The sequence below is a fragment of the Afipia sp. GW822-FHT04G07 genome, from assembly GCF_058800765.1.
Window position 1 is genome coordinate 1,409,048 of sequence record NZ_JBXAMP010000001.1, and the last position, 16,682, is coordinate 1,425,729.

The window sequence follows — 16,682 nt, forward strand, 5'->3', positions numbered from 1 at the left end:
CACTAATTCAGGGAGAGAAGAATGCGTAAATCTATTTTTGCTGCCGCTGTGATGCTTCCGCTGTTGGGCGGGACCGCACTGGCTCAGGAGACCGTCAAAATCGGCTATATCGACCCGCTTTCGGGCGGCGGCGCCAGCGTCGGCGAAATCGGCCTCAAGACGTTTCAGTTTCTGGCCGATGAAGTGAACGCCAAGGGCGGAATTCTCGGCAAGAAGGTCGAGATCGTGCCGCTCGACAACAAGACCAATCCGCAGGAAAGCCTGATCCAGGCCCAGAAGGCGATCGACGCCGGCGTGCGCTACATCACCCAGGGCAACGGCTCTGCGGTTGCCGGCGCGCTCACCGACTTCATCACCAAGTACAACGAGCGCAATCCCGGCAAGGAAGTGCTGTTCTTCAACTACGCCGCGGTCGATCCGGTTCTCACCAACGAAAAGTGCAGCTTCTCGCACTTCCGCTGGGACGCCAACTCCGACATCAAGATGGAAGCCCTCACCAACTACATGAAGGGCGTTCCGGCGATCAAGAAAGTGTACTTGATCAATCAGGACTATTCGTTCGGCGAATCCGTGCGCACCACCGCGCGCGCCATGCTGAAAGCGAAGCGCGCCGACATCGAGATCGTCGGCGACGAGAAGCATCCGCTGCTGAAGGTCACCGACTTCGCGCCCTATATCGCGAAGATCAAGGCCTCCGGCGCGGACAGCGTCATCACCGGCAACTGGGGCCAGGACTTTGCGCTGTTGCTGAAAGCAGCCGCCGACTCCGGTCTGAAGGTCAACTGGTACACCTATTACGCGGGTGGCACGGGTGGCCCGACCGCCATCAAGCAGGCCAACCTGAACGATCAGGTCTTCCAGGTCGCCGAAGGCTATCCGAACATCGAGCATGATGCGTCGAAGGCGTTTGAAAAGGCGCTCCGCGACAAGTACGGCTTCAGCCTGTTCTATCCGCGCGCCGTCAACGAAATGCGGATGTTCGCGCTCGCCGCCGAAAAGGCCAAGTCGCTTGAGCCGGTCAAGGTCGCTGCCGCTCTCGAAGGCATGGACTATGAAGTGTTCAACGGCGGCAAGGGCTTCATGCGCAAGGACGATCACCAGTTCTTCCAGCCGATCTACATCGCGCAGTTCGGCGAACTGAAGAACAAGGAAACGTTCGACGAGGAAAAGACCGGCTGGGGCTGGAAGGGCGTCGCCAAGATCGATGCCGACAAGACCGTTCTGCCGACCACCTGCAAGATGACCCGCCCGTAACGGGCCGCTTTACCATTGCGCTCATCCCGGCTCCGGCCGGGGTGAGCGTGACCTTCATGTATCCGGGGGGAGTGCTGGGGTCGTGCTTGAGCTAATCGTCATATCCACGCTCAACGGCGTGCTGTTCGGCATGCTGCTGTTCCTGATGGCCAGCGGCCTGACAGTGATCTTCAGTATGCTCGGCGTACTGAACTTCGCGCATGCAAGCTTCTACATGCTCGGTGCATTTTTCGGATTCCAGATCAGCCGGTGGTTCGGGTTCTGGCCCGCGCTGCTGATCGCTCCGCTGATCGCCGGCGTGATCGGCGCCGGTGTCGAGCGCTACGGCCTGCGGCAGGTCCACAGGAACGGCCACGTCGCCGAACTGCTGTTCACCTTCGGCCTCGCGTTCGCCATTGAAGAAATCGTGCAGATCATCTGGGGCAAGAGCCCGGTGGATTTCCGCGTGCCGCCCCTGCTCGACTTTCCGGCGTTCACGATCTTCTCGACCAACTATCCCGCCTACAAGATGTTCATGCTGCTGGTCTCGGTCGGCATCTTCCTTGCCCTGCTGGTTGCGCTGAAGAAAACCCGCGTCGGCATGATCGTGCAGGCCGCCCTCACCCATCCGCACATGGTCGGCCATCTCGGCCACAATGTCGGACGCATCTTCATGATGGTGTTCGGCGTCGGCACCGCGCTCGCCGCGGTGGCGGGCGTAATCGCCGGCCCGGCGCTGGTGACGCAATCGAACATGGCCGGTCTGCTCGGACCCATTCTGTTCGTGGTCGTTGTGGTCGGCGGGCTCGGCTCGCTGTCGGGCGCCTTCATCGCCTCGCTGCTGATCGGCCTACTGCAAACCTTTGCGGTGTCGATGAACGGCTCGCTATCCGAGGTGTTCGGCCCGCTCAGCCCGGCCTATGCCTCGACATGGCTGTCCGACATCTGGAATGTCACCGTCGCGCAGGTCGCGCCGATCATGCCTTACGTGCTGCTCGTGCTGATCCTCGCCTTCCGCCCGATGGGCCTTATGGGGACGCGCGACACATGAGCGACATCACCGCACGCGTAGCGCCCCCGCCGCCGACCGCCACCGAGAATCTGAAATTCTACGGGCTCTGGATTGCAGCCGGCCTTGCGCTGCTGATCCTGCCCAAGATTTTCAGTTCCGGCGGCTCACTCACCACGTTCAGCCTGATCGGCATCTCGATCATCTTCGCGCTGTCCTACAACATCCTGCTCGGCCAGACCGGCATGCTGTCGTTCGGCCACGCCGTCTATTACGGCCTCGGCGGCTTCCTCGTGATCCACGCCATCAATATCATCGGCGGCAACAAGTGGCCGATCCCGCTGGCCATCGTGCCGCTGATCGGCGGCCTGACCGGGCTTGTGTTTGCGATCCTGCTCGGCTGGGTATCGACACAAAGAAGCGGCACGGCCTTCGCGATGATCTCGCTGGGCGTCGCCGAACTCGTCGCGTCGTCAGCGCTGATCCTGCGGACATTCTTCGGCGGCGAAGCCGGCATCTCCGCGAACCGCACCAAGCTGCTGAGCGTGTTCGGCTGGAACTTCGGCCCGCAGATCCAGATCTACTATCTGGTCGCGGCGTGGACGCTGATCAGCATGATCGCGATGTACGCGCTGACCCGCACCCCGCTCGGCCGCATGTCCAACGCCGTGCGCGACAATCCCGAGCGCGTGCAGTTCGTCGGCTACGATCCGCATGTGGTGCGTTACCTCGCGTTCTGCTTCTCGGGTTTCTTCGCGGGCATCGCCGGCTCGCTGGCCGCCATCAACTTCGAGATCGCGAACTCCGCCTACCTCGGCGCGGTGCAATCCGGCACCGTGCTGTTCGCCGCCTATATCGGCGGCATCGGGTTCTTCATCGGCCCGATCGTCGGCGCGGTCTTTGTCACGATCCTGTCGCTCGGCCTGAGCGACGTGACCACCGTGTGGCAGCTTTACTTCGGCCTGTTCTTCATCGCGGTCGTGATGTTCGCGCCCGGCGGCATCACCGGGCTCCTGATGATGCATCGTCCCCTGATCCGGGGCGGTACGCTGGGCAAGGTTCTGCCGTCCTATGTCGTGGCGCTGATCCCCACCTTGGCGATGATGGTCGGGCTGATGCTCGCCATCGAGTCCGTCGTTCACTACACGATGCATTCGATGGAGGACCCGAACGTCAGGGCGTTCGGCATTCCTTTCAATGCAGCAAGCCCGGTAACGTGGATTGCTGCGCTGGTCCTGGTCGTCGGTGGTTTCATCATTGCGCGCATGACGTGGAAGCGGGTCGCCGTGGCCTGGGACGAAGCGCTGACCGCAGCGCGCGCGAAGGAGCTGGGGGCATGATGTCCGATGTGAAGCCCGACGCCATCGAAATCCGCGACGTCCAGAAGAGTTTCGGCATCACCAAGGTGATCCGCGACCTCAACCTGAAGGTCGCGCAGGGCGAACGCCATGCGCTGATCGGCCCGAACGGCGCCGGCAAGTCGACCACGTTCAACCTCATCAGCGGCTATATGGCGCCGACCAGCGGCGAGGTGCTGATGCGCGGCGAGAAAATCTCGGGCCTGCCGCCCTATCAGATCAACCGCCGCGGCCTGTCGCGCTCGTTTCAGGTCACCAACGTGTTCGCCAACATGACGGTGTGGGAGAACCTGCGCTGCGCCGTGCTGTGGGCGACGGGACACAAATACGCGTTCTGGAAAAGCGTCGACAAGCTGCCGGAGGTGCGCGAGCGCACCGCGCAGATCCTGGAGGACATCGGCCTGACCTCGCGGCGCGACGTCCCCGCCGGCCTTCTGACCTACGCCGAACAGCGCGCGCTTGAAATCGGCATCACCACCGCGGGCGGCGCCGACGTCATCCTGCTGGATGAACCGACCGCCGGCATGAGCCACGCCGAGACGGAGCGCGCGGTCGAACTGATCCGCCGCCTTACCGTCGGCAAGACGCTGCTGATCGTCGAGCACGACATGAGCGTGGTGTTCGGCCTCGCCGACCGTATCTCGGTTCTTGTGTACGGAAATATCATCGCCTCCGGAAAGCCCGAAGAAATTCGCAACAGTCCGAAGGTCAAGGAAGCCTATCTGGGCGAGGAAGCTGCCTGATGCTGGACGTTCAGGATCTGCACGCCTACTACGGCAAAAGCCACATCCTTCAGGGTGTCGATATGACCATCGGCGCCGGCGAGGTCGTCAGCCTGCTCGGACGCAACGGCGTCGGGCGCTCGACCACCGTGAAGGCGATCATGGGCGAGGTGCCGCCGCACGGCACCATCAATTTCAAGGGCCAGAACATCGCCGGCCTGCCGAGCTACAAGATCGCGCATCTCGGCCTCGGCTACGTTCCGGAGCATCGCGACATCTTCCCCGGCCTGACCGTGCGGCAGAACCTGCTGCTCGGCGTCAAGGACCCCCGGCATCCCGGCAAGTGGAAGCTGGACGACATGCTGGAGATGTTTCCGAACCTGAAAGCACGCGCCGACACGGCGGCCGGCGTGCTGTCGGGCGGCGAAAAGCAGATGCTGACCATCTGCCGCACGCTGATGGGAAATCCCGAACTGGTCATGATCGACGAGCCGACCGAGGGCCTCGCGCCTCTGATCGTGCAGCAGGTCGGCGATCTCATCGCCGAGATTGCCCGGCGAGGCGTCTCGATCCTGTTGGTCGAGCAGAAGCTGTCGATCGCGATGCGCATCTCGCACAGGGTCTACGTCATGGGCCACGGCCGCATCGTGTTCGAGGGCACGCCCGCCGACCTCAAGGCCAACGACGCCATCCGCAAGGAATGGCTGGAGGTGTGATATCGTCCGTTCTGTGATGTCCGGATGACATCGCAGACCCGTCGGATAACACATGCGGACCGAACAAAACGTTCTGCGCCTGTCGATAGTTGTCACCCTGGTTCTGGCCGGGCTGGGAATTCTGTTCGGTCTTCTGTCAGGGTCCTACGCGATTGTTTTCGATGGCGTCTACGCGCTGATCGACGCTGTCATGACGATCCTCGCCCTGCTCGTCGCCAATCTGATCGCGGCATCGACGCGCGAAGGCGGCTCCAAATCCAGACTGATCGCACAGTTCACCATGGGCTTCTGGCATCTGGAGCCGATGGTTCTCGGACTGAACGGCATTCTGCTGATGGGTGCCGCGATCTATGCATTGATCAACGCAATTGGCAGCCTGCTGACGGGAGGGCGCGAACTCGCCTTCGACCAGGCGATCATCTACGCCGTGGTGATAACGCTTGCCGCCATCGGCATGGCGATCTTCGACGCAAGAGCCAACCGGACCATTAAATCCAACTTCGTGGCGCTGGACGCAAAGGCCTGGATGATGTCCGCGGGGCTGACAGCCGCCCTGCTCGTTGCCTTCATCTTCGGCTATATGATTCAGGGCACCAGCCTGAAATGGATGTCGCCCTACATCGATCCGGCCGCGCTGGCGATCGTCTGCCTGATTGTGATTCCGATTCCGATCGGCACCGTGCGTCAGGCGCTTGCCGACGCGCTCTTGGTCACGCCGCCCGATCTCATGCAGCACGTCGAGGCCATCGCCCAGCAAATCGTGCTGCGCTATCAATTCCTGTCCTACCGGGCCTATGTCGCGCGCGTCGGCCGCGGACGGCAGATCGAGCTTTACTTCATCGTCCCCGCCGGCTTGCCGCCCAAGCGGCTTGAGGAATGGGACAAGATCCGCGACGAGATCGGCGAGGCCATCGGCAACGACACGCCCGACCGCTGGCTGTCCATTGTCTTTACGACCGATCAGGAATGGGCGGAGTGAAACGCGCCTGAAAGAATGCGTGGTGAGACAGCTCCGCCTATTCTCCGTATCCGCGCAATTTTTCCAGGTCGATCACCGTCACGCCGCCGTATTCGACACGCAGCAGGCCTTCCTGCTCCAATGTCTTGAGGCACTGATTGGCGTTCTGCCGGGAGATGCCGGAGATGGCGCCGAGTTCTTCCTGCGTGATGTCCAGGTGGCGCGTATGATCCGGATACAGGATCGGATTGAACAGCGACGCGATTGAGCGCGCGAGGCGCGCCTTCGCATCCAGCATCCGGCCGTATTCGACGAGACCCATGAACTGGCCGAGCCGCTCGTTCAGCAGACCCACCAGGAACCGGTTGAACCCGACGCTGTTCTCGAACAGCCAGAAGAACGTCGCGCGGTCCATCAGCGCGAGGCGCGTGTCGCGCAACGCCACGGCATCGTAGCGGCGGGCTTCGTTCTTGAGCACGGTTCCCTCGCCGAACCATGCGCCGTTGGTCATGCCGGTGAAGCTCACGGCCTTGCCGTCGCGTGAGCCGGTGCCGATCCGGACCAGCCCCGTGACAACGCCCATCCAGTATTCGAAGTGGTCGCCGCGCATGCAGATGAATTCGTTCGTGCTGAACGACTTCTCCGTCACACCGGCGCGCGCGACTTCGATCTCCCGCTCGTTCAGGCCGCGCGACCAGACCGCAATGCGCTTCAGATATTCCGCGGAAACCATGCTGTCTCGACTGCCCCTCGCATCGCGCAATGTTGCGGCGCGGCAAATGTCCTTTGGTATACCGCGCACTTGTGGAAATTGCCCAACGAATTGTCAGGCGCAAGACATTTTGATGTCGCGCTTTGCCGTAAGGACGGCTGCGACACATCCGTCGTGTGGCGCAAAACATCAATAGTAGAATGGCTTACCCGGACCGCCCGTTGTAGGATCGGTGCCGTGGTAGCGAACCATAGATAAAGAGCGCGCCAAGCGCCGTATCTGGGAGGAACTGAGTGTCGTACGCGTTGGAGGTACGGGGAGTCTCACTGCGGTTTGGCGGCGTCCGCGCGCTGACCGATGTGAGCTTCGGCGTCAACGAAGGCGAGTTGTTCTCGATCATCGGCCCCAACGGCGCCGGCAAGACCTCGATCGTCAACTGCGTATCCGGCCGCTACACCCCGACCGAGGGACAGCTTTTCTATCAGGGCCGCGACATCACCGGCCTCAAGCCCAATGCCCGCGCGGCACTCGGCATCGGCCGCACATTCCAGAATCTCGCGCTGTTCCACCACATGACCGTGCTCGACAACATCATGGTCGGCCGGCATCACCTCCTGAAAAACAATTTCATCACCGGCTCGCTGTACTGGCTGACCGGCGCGCGGCGCGAGGAACTCGAGCACCGCCGCAAGGTCGAGGAGATCATCGACTTCCTCGATCTCCAGTCGGTGCGCAAGGCGACCGCCGGCACCCTCTCCTACGGCCTGCGCAAGCGCGTCGAACTCGCGCGCGCCATGGCGCTCGAACCCAAACTCATTCTTCTCGATGAGCCGATGGCCGGCATGAACTTCGAGGAGAAGGAAGACATGGCCCGCTACATCGTCGATCTCAACGAAGAGTACGGGATGACGGTGATGATGATCGAGCACGACATGGGGGTGGTGATGGACATTTCCCATCGCGTCACCGTGCTGGATTTCGGCCGCAAGATCGCGGAAGGCCTGCCCGCCGACGTGCTGGACGATCCGCATGTGCGCAAGGCCTATCTCGGCGAGGAGGACGAGGTGCTCGATGCCCTCGACGACACGCTCCCGGTTGCGGAGGCCGCGTCATGATGGATTACACAGGCCGCGTCGCGCAGGCCGACACCTATCCGAAAATGCTGCGGCTGAACGCCAGGGACAACGGCAAAGACATCGCGCTGCGCGAAAAGGATTTCGGTCTCTGGCGCGTCTTCACCTGGGACGACTACCAGAACCGCGTCCGTGATTTCACGCTGGGCATGGTTGAGCTTGGGATCAAGCGCGGCGATGTCATCGGCATCATCGGCGACAACCGGCCGGACTGGGTCGCCGCTGAAATCGCGGCCCACGCCATCGGCGGCATGTCGCTCGGCATGTACCGTGAATCGCTTCCCGAAGAAGTGCTGTACCTTTTGACCTACGGCGAAACCAAGATCGTGTTCGCCGAGGACGAGGAACAGGTCGACAAGCTGCTCGAACTCGGCGACCGCGCGCCGCATCTCAAACACATCGTCTATTCCGATCCGCGCGGCATGCGCAAATACAGCGACCCGCGCCTGATCGAGGCCGACGTGCTGGCGAAGATGGGACGCGACCGCGCCGCCCGCGAGCCGCAGTTTTACGACCAGCTCGTGGACGCGACGAAGAGCGACGACGTCGCCATTCTCTGCACCACATCGGGCACCACGTCGAACCCCAAGCTCGCGATGCTGACCGCCGGCAGCGTGCTGCGCCACTGCGCGACTTATCTCTCGTTCGATCCCAAAGGTCCGGACGACGAATACGTTTCGGTGCTGCCGCTGCCCTGGATCATGGAGCAGGTCTACGCGCTCGGCAAAGGGCTGCTGAGCCGGATGAAGGTGAACTTCGTCGAACAGTCCGACACCATGATGAACGACTTCCGCGAGATCGCGCCGACATTCGTGCTGTTCGCGCCGCGGATCTGGGAAGCCATCGCCGCCGACGTCCGCGCCCGCGTGATGGACGCCTCGGCGATGAAACAGACCCTGTATGAAACCGGCATGAAGGCCGGGCTCTCGGCGCTTGACGCGGGCAAGAAGTCTGTGGTCGCGGAAACGCTGGTGTTCCGCGCGCTGCGCGACCGTCTCGGGTTTACGCGGCTGCGCTCGGCAGCGACCGGCGGCGCAGCACTTGGTCCGGACACGTTCAAGTTTTTCCGCGCCATGGGCGTGCCGCTGCGCACGCTCTACGGCCAGACCGAAACGCTCGGCGCGTTCACCCTGCATCCGGCCGATGCCGTCGATCCCGACACCACCGGCGTGCCGATGGGCGAAACCATCGAGATCCAGATCGTGGACCCCGACGTCAACGGCGTCGGCGAGATCGTCGTGCGTCATCCGAACATGTTCACCGGCTACTACAAAAACGAAGCCGCGACCGCCGTCGACATGCGCGACGGCTGGATGCATTCCGGCGATGCGGGCTACTTCAACAAGGCCAAGCAGCTTGTGGTGATCGACCGTATCAAGGACCTGGCGCAGACCGCGCGCGGCGACCGCTTCTCGCCGCAATACATCGAGAACAAGCTGAAATTCTCGCCCTACGTCGCCGAGGCCGTGGTGCTGGGCGACGGACGTGATTACCTCGCGGCGATGATCTGCATCCGCTTCTCGATCGTCTCGAAGTGGGCGGAGAAGAACCGGATTTCCTTCACCACCTACACCGACCTCGCCTCGCGCCCCGAGACCTATGAACTGCTGCGCAAGGAAGTCGAAGCCGTCAACGCCTCGCTGCCGCCCGCGCAGCGCATTTCCAAGTTCCTGCTGCTGTACAAGGAACTCGATGCCGACGACGGCGAACTGACGCGCACGCGAAAAGTCCGCCGCACCGTCATCAATGAGAAGTACGCCGACATCATCAATGCCATCTACGGCGACAGGCCCGACATCGACATCGATACCGTGATCCGCTTCCAGGACGGCACCACCCAGCGCATCCGCTGCACGCTGCCGGTGATCGACCTCGGCACGCGCCACAAGACGGCGGAGGCCGCAGAGTGAACACCCAGCTTCTCATCCAGCTCCTGATCAACGGCCTCGTCGTCGGCACGCTTTATGGCGTCGTCGCGATGTCGTTCGTGCTGATCTACAAGGCCACGCAGGTGGTCAACTTCGCGCAGGGCGAACTGCTGCTGATCGGCGCATGGGTGTGCTGGTTCCTGCTGACAAAGTATCAGGTGCCGTTCTGGATCGGTATGCCGATCACGCTCGTCTTCATGTTCATCTTCGGCATCCTGATCCAGCTCATCATCCTGCGCCCGATGATCGGCGAGCCGATCATTTCCGTCATCATGGTGACGATCGCGCTGTCCACGGTGTTCTCGGCGCTGATGAAATGGATGTTCGGCGTCAACCTTCAGCCGTTCCCGAAAATCTTCAACACCCAGCTCGTCAATATCTTCGGGATGCAGGTGCAGACCGTCTACATCCTCAGCCTCGCGGTGTCGGTGGCGATGATGGGCGGCATGGCGTGGTTCTTCAAGGTTTCCAAGTACGGCCTCGCCATGCGCGCGACCGCATTCAACCAGCAGGTCGCCCAATCGCTCGGGATCTCCGTGAAGAGCGTGTTCGCGATGGCGTGGGCGATTTCCGCAACGGTGTCGGCAGTGGCCGGCGTCGTCGTCGCGGTGGTCAACGGCGTGTCGGCGGGCCTCGCCGCCTACGGCATCAAGGTGTTCCCGGCAGCGATCCTCGGCGGCCTCGACAGCGTCGGCGGCGCGGTGCTCGGCGGCATCATCATCGGGCTGCTTGAGAATCTCGCGCACTTTGTCGACAGCGAATACCTGCACTGGGGCAACCTGTTCGAGATCGCGCCATTCTACGCGCTCATCATCATCCTCATGATCAAGCCTTACGGCCTGTTCGGCACCAAAGACATCGAGCGGATCTGATCATGGCTGGCCACACCCTTCTCCCCGCAGGCGATTACCGCACCACTTACGCGGCGGACACCACTGTGTTTCCGACCACGACCAGCCGCAACGCGATGATCGTCGGTATCGTGCTGATTTGTTTCGCGCCTTATGTGCTGAACGAATACGCGCTGAGCCTGCTGATCCAGATCGGCATTTTCGGCATCGCCGCGCTCGGCCTCAACATCGTGGTCGGCTTCACCGGCCAGATTTCCATAGGCCACGCGGCGTTCTTCGGCTTCGGCGCGTTTACCTCCGCCTATGTGTCGAGCAAGCTGCACGTTCCGGTGTTCTTCGCCATTCCGCTTTCCGGTCTCGTCACCGCGCTCGTCGGCCTGATCTTCGGCCTGCCCGCCGCGCGGCTGAAAGGACTTTATCTGGCCATCGCCACGCTGGCCGCGCAGTTCATCCTGCTCGACTTCTTCTCGCGCGCCGAATGGTTCACCGGCGGCAGCGTGCCCGCGCACGCGGACGCCTTCTCGATCTTCGGCAAGACGCTGCGCGGCGACCGGCAATATTTCTACGTGGTGCTGGCCTACGTGATCGTCTGCTATCTGTTCGTCACCAACCTGATGCGGACGCGCGACGGACGCGCGCTGGTCGCGGTGCGCGATCACTATCTCTCCGCCGAGATCATGGGCATCAATCTCACCAAATACCGCACGCTGTCGTTCGGCCTCGCGGCATTCTTCGCCGGCGTCGGCGGCGCGCTTTACGCGCATTACAATCAGGTGGTCTCCAACGAAGGCTTCGGCATCGACCGCTCCATCATCTTCCTCGCCATGATCATCATCGGCGGCATCGGATCGATCATGGGCACCCTGCTCGGCACCGCGTTCATGGTCCTGCTGCCGGAATCGATGGAATGGATCAGCGCAGCACTCAGCGGCAGCTCGATCGATCAAGCCCTCGGCCTCAAGAACAACATCGCTTTCTTGCGCGAGATGGCCATCGGCGTCATCATTATCGTCTTTCTGATTTTTGAGCCGGACGGGCTTGCCCACCGGTGGCGGCAAATCAAGGCTTACTGGAAACTCTACCCGTTCTCGCATTGAGGTCGGAACGGGACAAAACAAGAAGACCTCGCAAGAAATCTCAAGAGGAAACCGGAGGACTACGCTTATGACCATGACGAAATTATTGAGTACGGCGTCGCTCGCCCTGCTGCTCGGCAGTACGGCCGGCGTCGCTCAGGCGCAAGTCTCGCTCGGCCATCTGGCCGATTATTCCGGCGCGACGTCCGACGTCGGCACGCCGTTCGGCCAGGGCGTCGCGGACACGTTCGCCTACGTCAACAAGAACGGCGGCATCGACGGCAAGCCGGTGAAGGTCGACACCGTCGACTACGGCTATCAGGTGCCGCGCGCCATCGCGCAGTACAAGAAATGGTCCGGCTCCGACAAGGTCGCCGCCATTCTCGGATGGGGCACCGCCGATACCGAAGCCCTCACCGGCTTCCTGTCGGAAGACAAGATTCCGGACATCTCGGGCTCCTACGCAGCGGCGCTTTCGGACCCGACCGGCGCCGGCGGCAAGGGCAAGCCCGCGCCTTACAACTTCTTCTACGGCCCGAGCTACTCGGACGCGCTGCGCGGCATGTTGACGTGGGCCGCGGACGACTGGAAGTCCAAGGGCAAGTCCGGCAAGCCGAAATACGTTCACATGGGTGCGAACCATCCGTATCCGAACGCGCCGAAGGCAGCCGGTGAGGCGCTCGCCGCCGAACTCGGCTTCGAGGTGCTTCCGGCGATTGTGTTCGCCCTCACCCCCGGCGACTACAGCGCGCAGTGTCTCACGCTGAAGAGTTCGGGCGCGAACTACGCCTATCTCGGCAACACCGCCGGCTCCAACATCTCGGTGCTGAACGCGTGTAAGGCCGCGGGTACCGACGTCCAGTTCATGGGCAACGTCTGGGGCATGGACGAGAACGCCGCGAAGGCCGCCGGCACCGCCGCCGATGGCGTGGTGTTCCCGCTGCGCACCGCTGTGGCATGGGGCGGCAACGCACCCGGCATGAAGATGGTCCAGGAGATCTCCAAGATGTCCGACGCGGCCGGCACGGCTTACCGTCCGGTGCACTACGTCGCGGGCGTCTGCACCGCGCTGTACATGAAGGAAGCCGTCGAATGGGCCGCCAAGAACGGCGGCGCGGTCGGCGAGAACGTCAAGAAGGGCTTCTACCAGAAGAAGGATTGGGTGCCGGCCGGTATGGAAGGCGTCTGCAATCCCTCGACCTGGACCGACAAGGATCACCGTCCGACGCTCAAGGTCGACATCTACCGGATGAAGGTCTCCGGCGCGACCGATGCGTCCGTCGCTGATCTCGTCAAGGCGGGCACGGTCAAGCTCGAGAAGGTGAAGACCGTCGATCTGCCGCGCAAGAACGAATGGCTCGGCTGGTAACACCCTGCTCCCTCTCCCCGCTTTGCGGGGAGAGGGTTGGGGTGAGGGGCACACAACTCCCGGTTCGGAGCATCGCCCCTCACCCGAACCCTTCGCTAGGCTCAGGCTTCGACCTCTCCCCGTAAACAGGGAGAGGTTCAGAAAACCCAGGACGACCACCGTGCAAACAGCCGCTGAACAAGATGCCCGACCGGCCGCCGCAGCAACTGCCGCGCCGCTGCTCGCCGTGCGCAATATCGAGGTGGTTTACGACAACGTCATCCTCGTGCTGCGCGGCCTGAGCATGGACGTGCCGAAGGGCGCAATCGTCGCGCTGCTGGGCGCCAACGGCGCGGGCAAGTCGACCACGCTGAAGGCGATCTCCGGCCTGCTCAAGACCGAGGACGGTGAAGTCACCCGCGGCGAAATCGTATTCGACGGCGAGCGCATCGACGGCATCGATCCCGACAAGATCGTGCGTCGCGGCATCTTTCAGGTGATGGAAGGCCGCCGCATTATCTCGGACATGACGTCGCTGGAAAATCTGCGGCTCGGCGCCTTTACGCGCAGCGACAAGAATGTCGATGACGACATCGACATGGTCTACAAGTATTTCCCGCGCCTCAAGGAGCGCACCGGCCTCGCCGGGTATCTCTCCGGCGGCGAACAGCAGATGCTGGCGATCGGCCGCGCCATGATGGCGCGCCCGAAAGTGATCCTGATGGACGAGCCGTCGATGGGTCTGTCGCCGCTGCTGGTCAAGGAAGTTTTCGGCATCATCAAGCAGATCAACCGTGACCTCGGTGTCACCATCCTGCTCGTCGAGCAGAATGCGCGCGCAGCGCTGTCGGTGGCGAGCCATGGTTACATCATGGAGCAAGGCAAGGTTGTGCTCGACGGCACCGCCGCCGAACTGCGCGACAACGAAGACGTCAAGGAATTCTATCTCGGCGGCGCCGGCGATCAGCGCAAGAGCTTCAAGAACCTCAAGAGCTTCAAACGCCGCAAGCGCTGGCTGTAACGTCATTGCGAGCGCGGCGAAGCAATCCACGGATGGCCGACACCGAGTCGCGATGAGAATTGAAGCAGAGACTGGATTGCTTCGGCGCTTCGCTCCTCGCAATGACGAATAAATGGACCGTCAATGACTAGCCACTTCGACGCCCTCGAAACACGCTCGCCGCAGGAGCGCGACACCGAACTGTTCATGCGGTTGCCTGACCTGCTGCGCGCAGCCGCGAAGGCCCCGGCCTATGCCGAGCGCTTCAAGGGTATCGACCTCGCGACCATCACGGACCGCGCGGCGCTGGCGACATTGCCGGTGCTGCGCAAATCGGAATTGCCTGTCTTCCACAAGGCCGCGCCGCCATTCGGCGGCTTCGTCCATGCCCATGCCGGAACGTTCGGGCGGCTGTTCACCTCGCCCGGCCCCATCTTCGAGCCCGAGTCCGTCAGCCTCGATGCGTGGCGCGGCGCGCGCGCGCTGTACGCCGCCGGCTTCCGCCCCGGCGATGTCGTGCTCAATACTTTCAGCTACCACCTGACGCCGGGCGGCTTCATCTTCGACGGCGCGGCCCGCGCGCTCGGATGCGCGGTGATTCCCGCCGGCCCTGGCAACACCGAACAGCAGTTCGAACTGATCGAGGCCTATCGCCCCGCCGCCTATACCGGCACGCCCGACTTCCTCAAGATCCTGCTCGACGCCGCCGACAAGGCGGGCCGCGACGCATCCTCGATCAAGCGCGCGCTTTTGTCAGGCGCTGCGTTTCCAAAATCACTTCAAGACGAAATGAAAGCGCGCGGTATCGACGCCTATCAGATGTTCGGCACCGCCGACCTCGGCGTCGTGGCCTATGAGACCTCCGCGCGCGAAGGCCTGGTGGTCAACGAGAACATCATCGTCGAAATCGTCAAGCCCGGAACCGGCGAGCCGGTCGCGGACGGCGATGTCGGCGAGATCGTGGTCACGACGCTGGACCCGCATCATCCGTGGGTTCGCCTGGCGCTCGGCGATCTCAGCGCGGTCCTTGCCGGACAAAGCCCCTGCGGCCGGACCAACATGCGCATCAAGGGCTGGATGGGCCGCGCCGATCAGACCGCGAAGGTCAAGGGCATGTTCGTTCGTCCCGAGCAGATCGCCGAAGTCGGCAAACGGCACCCCGAACTGGGGCGGCTTCGCCTCATTGTCACCCGCGACAACGAAGCCGATGTGATGACGCTGTCGGCGGAAACCGCAACCCCCGGCGATGCATTGCGGGATGCGATTGCGTCCACCCTGCGTGCCGTGACAAAGCTGCAGGGCAATGTCACTCTGGTCGCCCCGGGCGCGCTGCCGAACGACGGCAAGGCGATCTCGGACGAACGCAAAAACGATTAGCGGGGCCCCACCCACCGGCGGTCCCGAAGCAAGAAACAAGGGAATACGCCGTAATGGGTCAGGGAATTTTCGAGGGTCTCAAGGTCATCGACTGTGCGAGCTTCATCGCCGCGCCGTCGTCCGCCACCGCGCTGTCCGATTTCGGGGCCGACGTCATCAAGATCGAGCCGCCGGGCGCGGGCGATCCGGTCCGCAACCTGCCCAACCTGCCGGGATATCCGATCAGCCCGTACAACTATGCGTGGATGCTGGAAGGCCGCAACAAGAAGAGCCTCGCGCTCGATCTCTCCAAGCCCGAGGGCCAGGCCGTGCTGCGCAAGCTCGCCGCCGAGTGCGACGTGTTCATCACCAACTTTCCACCGCCTGTGCGCAAGAAGCTCGGCGTCACCTGGAAGGATCTCGCTCCGCTCAACGACCGGCTGATCTATGCGTCGTTCACCGGCTACGGCGAGACCGGCGCGGAAGCCGACAAGCCGGGCTTCGACAGCAACGCATGGTGGGCGCGCTCCGGCCTGATGGACCTCGTGCGCGAGACCGACGAATCCACGCCCGCGCGCTCGATGCCCGGCATGGGCGACCATCCCTGCGCGATGTCTTTGTTCGCCGGTATCGTCACCGCGCTGTACCAGCGCGAGCGCACCGGCAAGGGCACACAGGTGATGTCGAACCTCATGGTCAACGGCATCTGGTCCAACGGCATCTATGCGCAGGCCGCACTCTGCGGCGCGACCTTCCAGAAGCGTCCGCCGCGCGACCGCGCGCTCAATGCCGTGACCTGCCATTACAAATGCGCCGACGATCGCTGGATCATCTTGTCGCTTCTCAACGAGGAGAAGCAGTTTCCCGTCTTCACCAAGGTGATCGAGCGCGAAGACCTGCTGGCCGATCCTCGGTTCGAGACCAAGGTGGCGCGTCACAAGCATGCGCCGGAACTGATCGCGATTCTCGACAAGGTGTTCGCGACCAAGCCCCTCGCCTACTGGCGCAAGGCTCTTGACGGCAACGGCTTGATCTTCGGCGTGGTCGGCATTCCGACCGACATTCCGGACGACGAACAGATGCGTGTGACGGAGGCCGTCGTACCGTTTGCCGACAGCGAGCTGCGCACCATCAACACACCGATCTTCATCGAAGGCGCAAAGAAAGTGCAGCCGCGCATGGCGCCGAATGTCGGGCAGAATAGCGACGAGGTGCTGGGTGCTGCGGGCTTCACGGCGGCGGAGATCGCCAAGATGCGCGCCGCAGGGATCGTGGCGTAACA

The 16,682-nt window shown here is 62.8% G+C and carries 15 protein-coding genes; 14 read left to right on the forward strand and 1 reads right to left on the reverse strand.

From position 1 onward, the window contains the following. The first annotated feature begins 21 nt into the window (after nucleotides 1-21). From AC1RKJ_RS07025 to AC1RKJ_RS07050, 6 genes are all read left to right on the forward strand, one after another. Entirely contained in the window at nucleotides 22-1,254 is a 1,233-nt protein-coding gene (locus tag AC1RKJ_RS07025; RefSeq protein ID WP_492790351.1) for a branched-chain amino acid ABC transporter substrate-binding protein, read from the forward strand. A gap of 82 nt (nucleotides 1,255-1,336) precedes the next feature. Beyond that, on the forward strand, nucleotides 1,337-2,284 hold the full coding sequence (locus tag AC1RKJ_RS07030; protein WP_492790352.1) for a branched-chain amino acid ABC transporter permease: 948 nt from the start codon (nucleotides 1,337-1,339) through the stop codon (nucleotides 2,282-2,284). Continuing rightward, nucleotides 2,281-3,582, forward strand: a complete 1,302-nt coding sequence (locus tag AC1RKJ_RS07035) for a branched-chain amino acid ABC transporter permease (RefSeq protein WP_492790353.1) — start codon at nucleotides 2,281-2,283, stop codon at nucleotides 3,580-3,582. The genes AC1RKJ_RS07030 and AC1RKJ_RS07035 overlap by 4 nt, the downstream gene beginning before the upstream one ends. Further along, the gene (locus tag AC1RKJ_RS07040) at nucleotides 3,579-4,343 is read left to right on the forward strand and encodes an ABC transporter ATP-binding protein (RefSeq protein ID WP_492790354.1); all 765 of its coding nucleotides are present in this window, start codon (nucleotides 3,579-3,581) and stop codon (nucleotides 4,341-4,343) included. Before AC1RKJ_RS07035 ends, AC1RKJ_RS07040 begins: the two co-directional genes overlap by 4 nt. Next, the gene (locus AC1RKJ_RS07045) at nucleotides 4,343-5,038 is read left to right on the forward strand and encodes an ABC transporter ATP-binding protein (protein ID WP_492790355.1); all 696 of its coding nucleotides are present in this window, start codon (nucleotides 4,343-4,345) and stop codon (nucleotides 5,036-5,038) included. The genes AC1RKJ_RS07040 and AC1RKJ_RS07045 overlap by 1 nt, the downstream gene beginning before the upstream one ends. A gap of 52 nt (nucleotides 5,039-5,090) precedes the next feature. After that, nucleotides 5,091-6,017, forward strand: a complete 927-nt coding sequence (locus tag AC1RKJ_RS07050; protein ID WP_492790356.1) for a cation diffusion facilitator family transporter — start codon at nucleotides 5,091-5,093, stop codon at nucleotides 6,015-6,017. A gap of 37 nt (nucleotides 6,018-6,054) precedes the next feature. Here the strand turns inward: AC1RKJ_RS07050 and AC1RKJ_RS07055 are convergent, their stop codons facing one another. Beyond that, complete coding sequence (locus AC1RKJ_RS07055; RefSeq protein WP_492790357.1) at nucleotides 6,055-6,729, reverse strand: Crp/Fnr family transcriptional regulator; 675 nt, start codon at nucleotides 6,727-6,729, stop codon at nucleotides 6,055-6,057. 272 nt (nucleotides 6,730-7,001) lie between these two features. Here AC1RKJ_RS07055 and AC1RKJ_RS07060 point away from each other — a divergent pair, with 272 nt between their 5' ends. The 8 genes from AC1RKJ_RS07060 (at nucleotide 7,002) to AC1RKJ_RS07095 (ending at nucleotide 16,680) form a co-directional block, all read left to right on the forward strand. Further along, a complete protein-coding gene (locus AC1RKJ_RS07060) occupies nucleotides 7,002-7,823 on the forward strand; it encodes an ABC transporter ATP-binding protein (RefSeq protein ID WP_492790358.1) in 822 nt (273 codons plus the stop codon). Then, on the forward strand, nucleotides 7,820-9,751 hold the full coding sequence (locus tag AC1RKJ_RS07065; RefSeq protein ID WP_492790359.1) for a long-chain fatty acid--CoA ligase: 1,932 nt from the start codon (nucleotides 7,820-7,822) through the stop codon (nucleotides 9,749-9,751). Before AC1RKJ_RS07060 ends, AC1RKJ_RS07065 begins: the two co-directional genes overlap by 4 nt. Beyond that, on the forward strand, nucleotides 9,748-10,641 hold the full coding sequence (locus AC1RKJ_RS07070; protein WP_492790360.1) for a branched-chain amino acid ABC transporter permease: 894 nt from the start codon (nucleotides 9,748-9,750) through the stop codon (nucleotides 10,639-10,641). The genes AC1RKJ_RS07065 and AC1RKJ_RS07070 overlap by 4 nt, the downstream gene beginning before the upstream one ends. Before the next feature lie 2 nt (nucleotides 10,642-10,643). After that, nucleotides 10,644-11,717 carry a branched-chain amino acid ABC transporter permease gene (locus AC1RKJ_RS07075; RefSeq protein ID WP_492790361.1) on the forward strand — a complete coding sequence of 358 codons (1,074 nt, stop codon included), beginning with the start codon at nucleotides 10,644-10,646 and terminating at the stop codon, nucleotides 11,715-11,717. Nucleotides 11,718-11,784: 67 nt separating this feature from the next. Then, nucleotides 11,785-13,065: an ABC transporter substrate-binding protein gene (locus AC1RKJ_RS07080; RefSeq protein WP_492790362.1), complete on the forward strand. Its 1,281-nt coding sequence runs from the start codon at nucleotides 11,785-11,787 to the stop codon at nucleotides 13,063-13,065. A 160-nt stretch (nucleotides 13,066-13,225) separates the two neighbouring features. After that, nucleotides 13,226-14,065 (forward strand): ABC transporter ATP-binding protein, encoded by an 840-nt coding sequence (locus AC1RKJ_RS07085; protein ID WP_492790363.1) that lies wholly within the window; start codon nucleotides 13,226-13,228, stop codon nucleotides 14,063-14,065. A gap of 123 nt (nucleotides 14,066-14,188) precedes the next feature. After that, nucleotides 14,189-15,421, forward strand: a complete 1,233-nt coding sequence (locus tag AC1RKJ_RS07090; RefSeq protein ID WP_492790364.1) for a phenylacetate--CoA ligase family protein — start codon at nucleotides 14,189-14,191, stop codon at nucleotides 15,419-15,421. Between the two features lie 53 nt (nucleotides 15,422-15,474). Continuing rightward, a complete protein-coding gene (locus AC1RKJ_RS07095) occupies nucleotides 15,475-16,680 on the forward strand; it encodes a CaiB/BaiF CoA transferase family protein (RefSeq protein WP_492790365.1) in 1,206 nt (401 codons plus the stop codon). Nucleotides 16,681-16,682: the final 2 nt, after the last annotated feature.

Coding starts and splice junctions, on each gene's coding strand:
- AC1RKJ_RS07025 (WP_492790351.1), top strand. CDS start 22: ATGCGTAAATCTATTTTTGCTGCCGCTGTGATGCTTCCGCTGTTGGGC.
- AC1RKJ_RS07035 (WP_492790353.1), top strand. CDS start 2,281: ATGAGCGACATCACCGCACGCGTAGCGCCCCCGCCGCCGACCGCCACC.
- AC1RKJ_RS07090 (WP_492790364.1), top strand. CDS start 14,189: ATGACTAGCCACTTCGACGCCCTCGAAACACGCTCGCCGCAGGAGCGC.
- AC1RKJ_RS07045 (WP_492790355.1), top strand. CDS start 4,343: ATGCTGGACGTTCAGGATCTGCACGCCTACTACGGCAAAAGCCACATC.
- AC1RKJ_RS07075 (WP_492790361.1), top strand. CDS start 10,644: ATGGCTGGCCACACCCTTCTCCCCGCAGGCGATTACCGCACCACTTAC.
- AC1RKJ_RS07095 (WP_492790365.1), top strand. CDS start 15,475: ATGGGTCAGGGAATTTTCGAGGGTCTCAAGGTCATCGACTGTGCGAGC.
- AC1RKJ_RS07040 (WP_492790354.1), top strand. CDS start 3,579: ATGATGTCCGATGTGAAGCCCGACGCCATCGAAATCCGCGACGTCCAG.
- AC1RKJ_RS07055 (WP_492790357.1), bottom strand. CDS start 6,729: ATGGTTTCCGCGGAATATCTGAAGCGCATTGCGGTCTGGTCGCGCGGC.
- AC1RKJ_RS07065 (WP_492790359.1), top strand. CDS start 7,820: ATGATGGATTACACAGGCCGCGTCGCGCAGGCCGACACCTATCCGAAA.
- AC1RKJ_RS07080 (WP_492790362.1), top strand. CDS start 11,785: ATGACCATGACGAAATTATTGAGTACGGCGTCGCTCGCCCTGCTGCTC.
- AC1RKJ_RS07050 (WP_492790356.1), top strand. CDS start 5,091: ATGCGGACCGAACAAAACGTTCTGCGCCTGTCGATAGTTGTCACCCTG.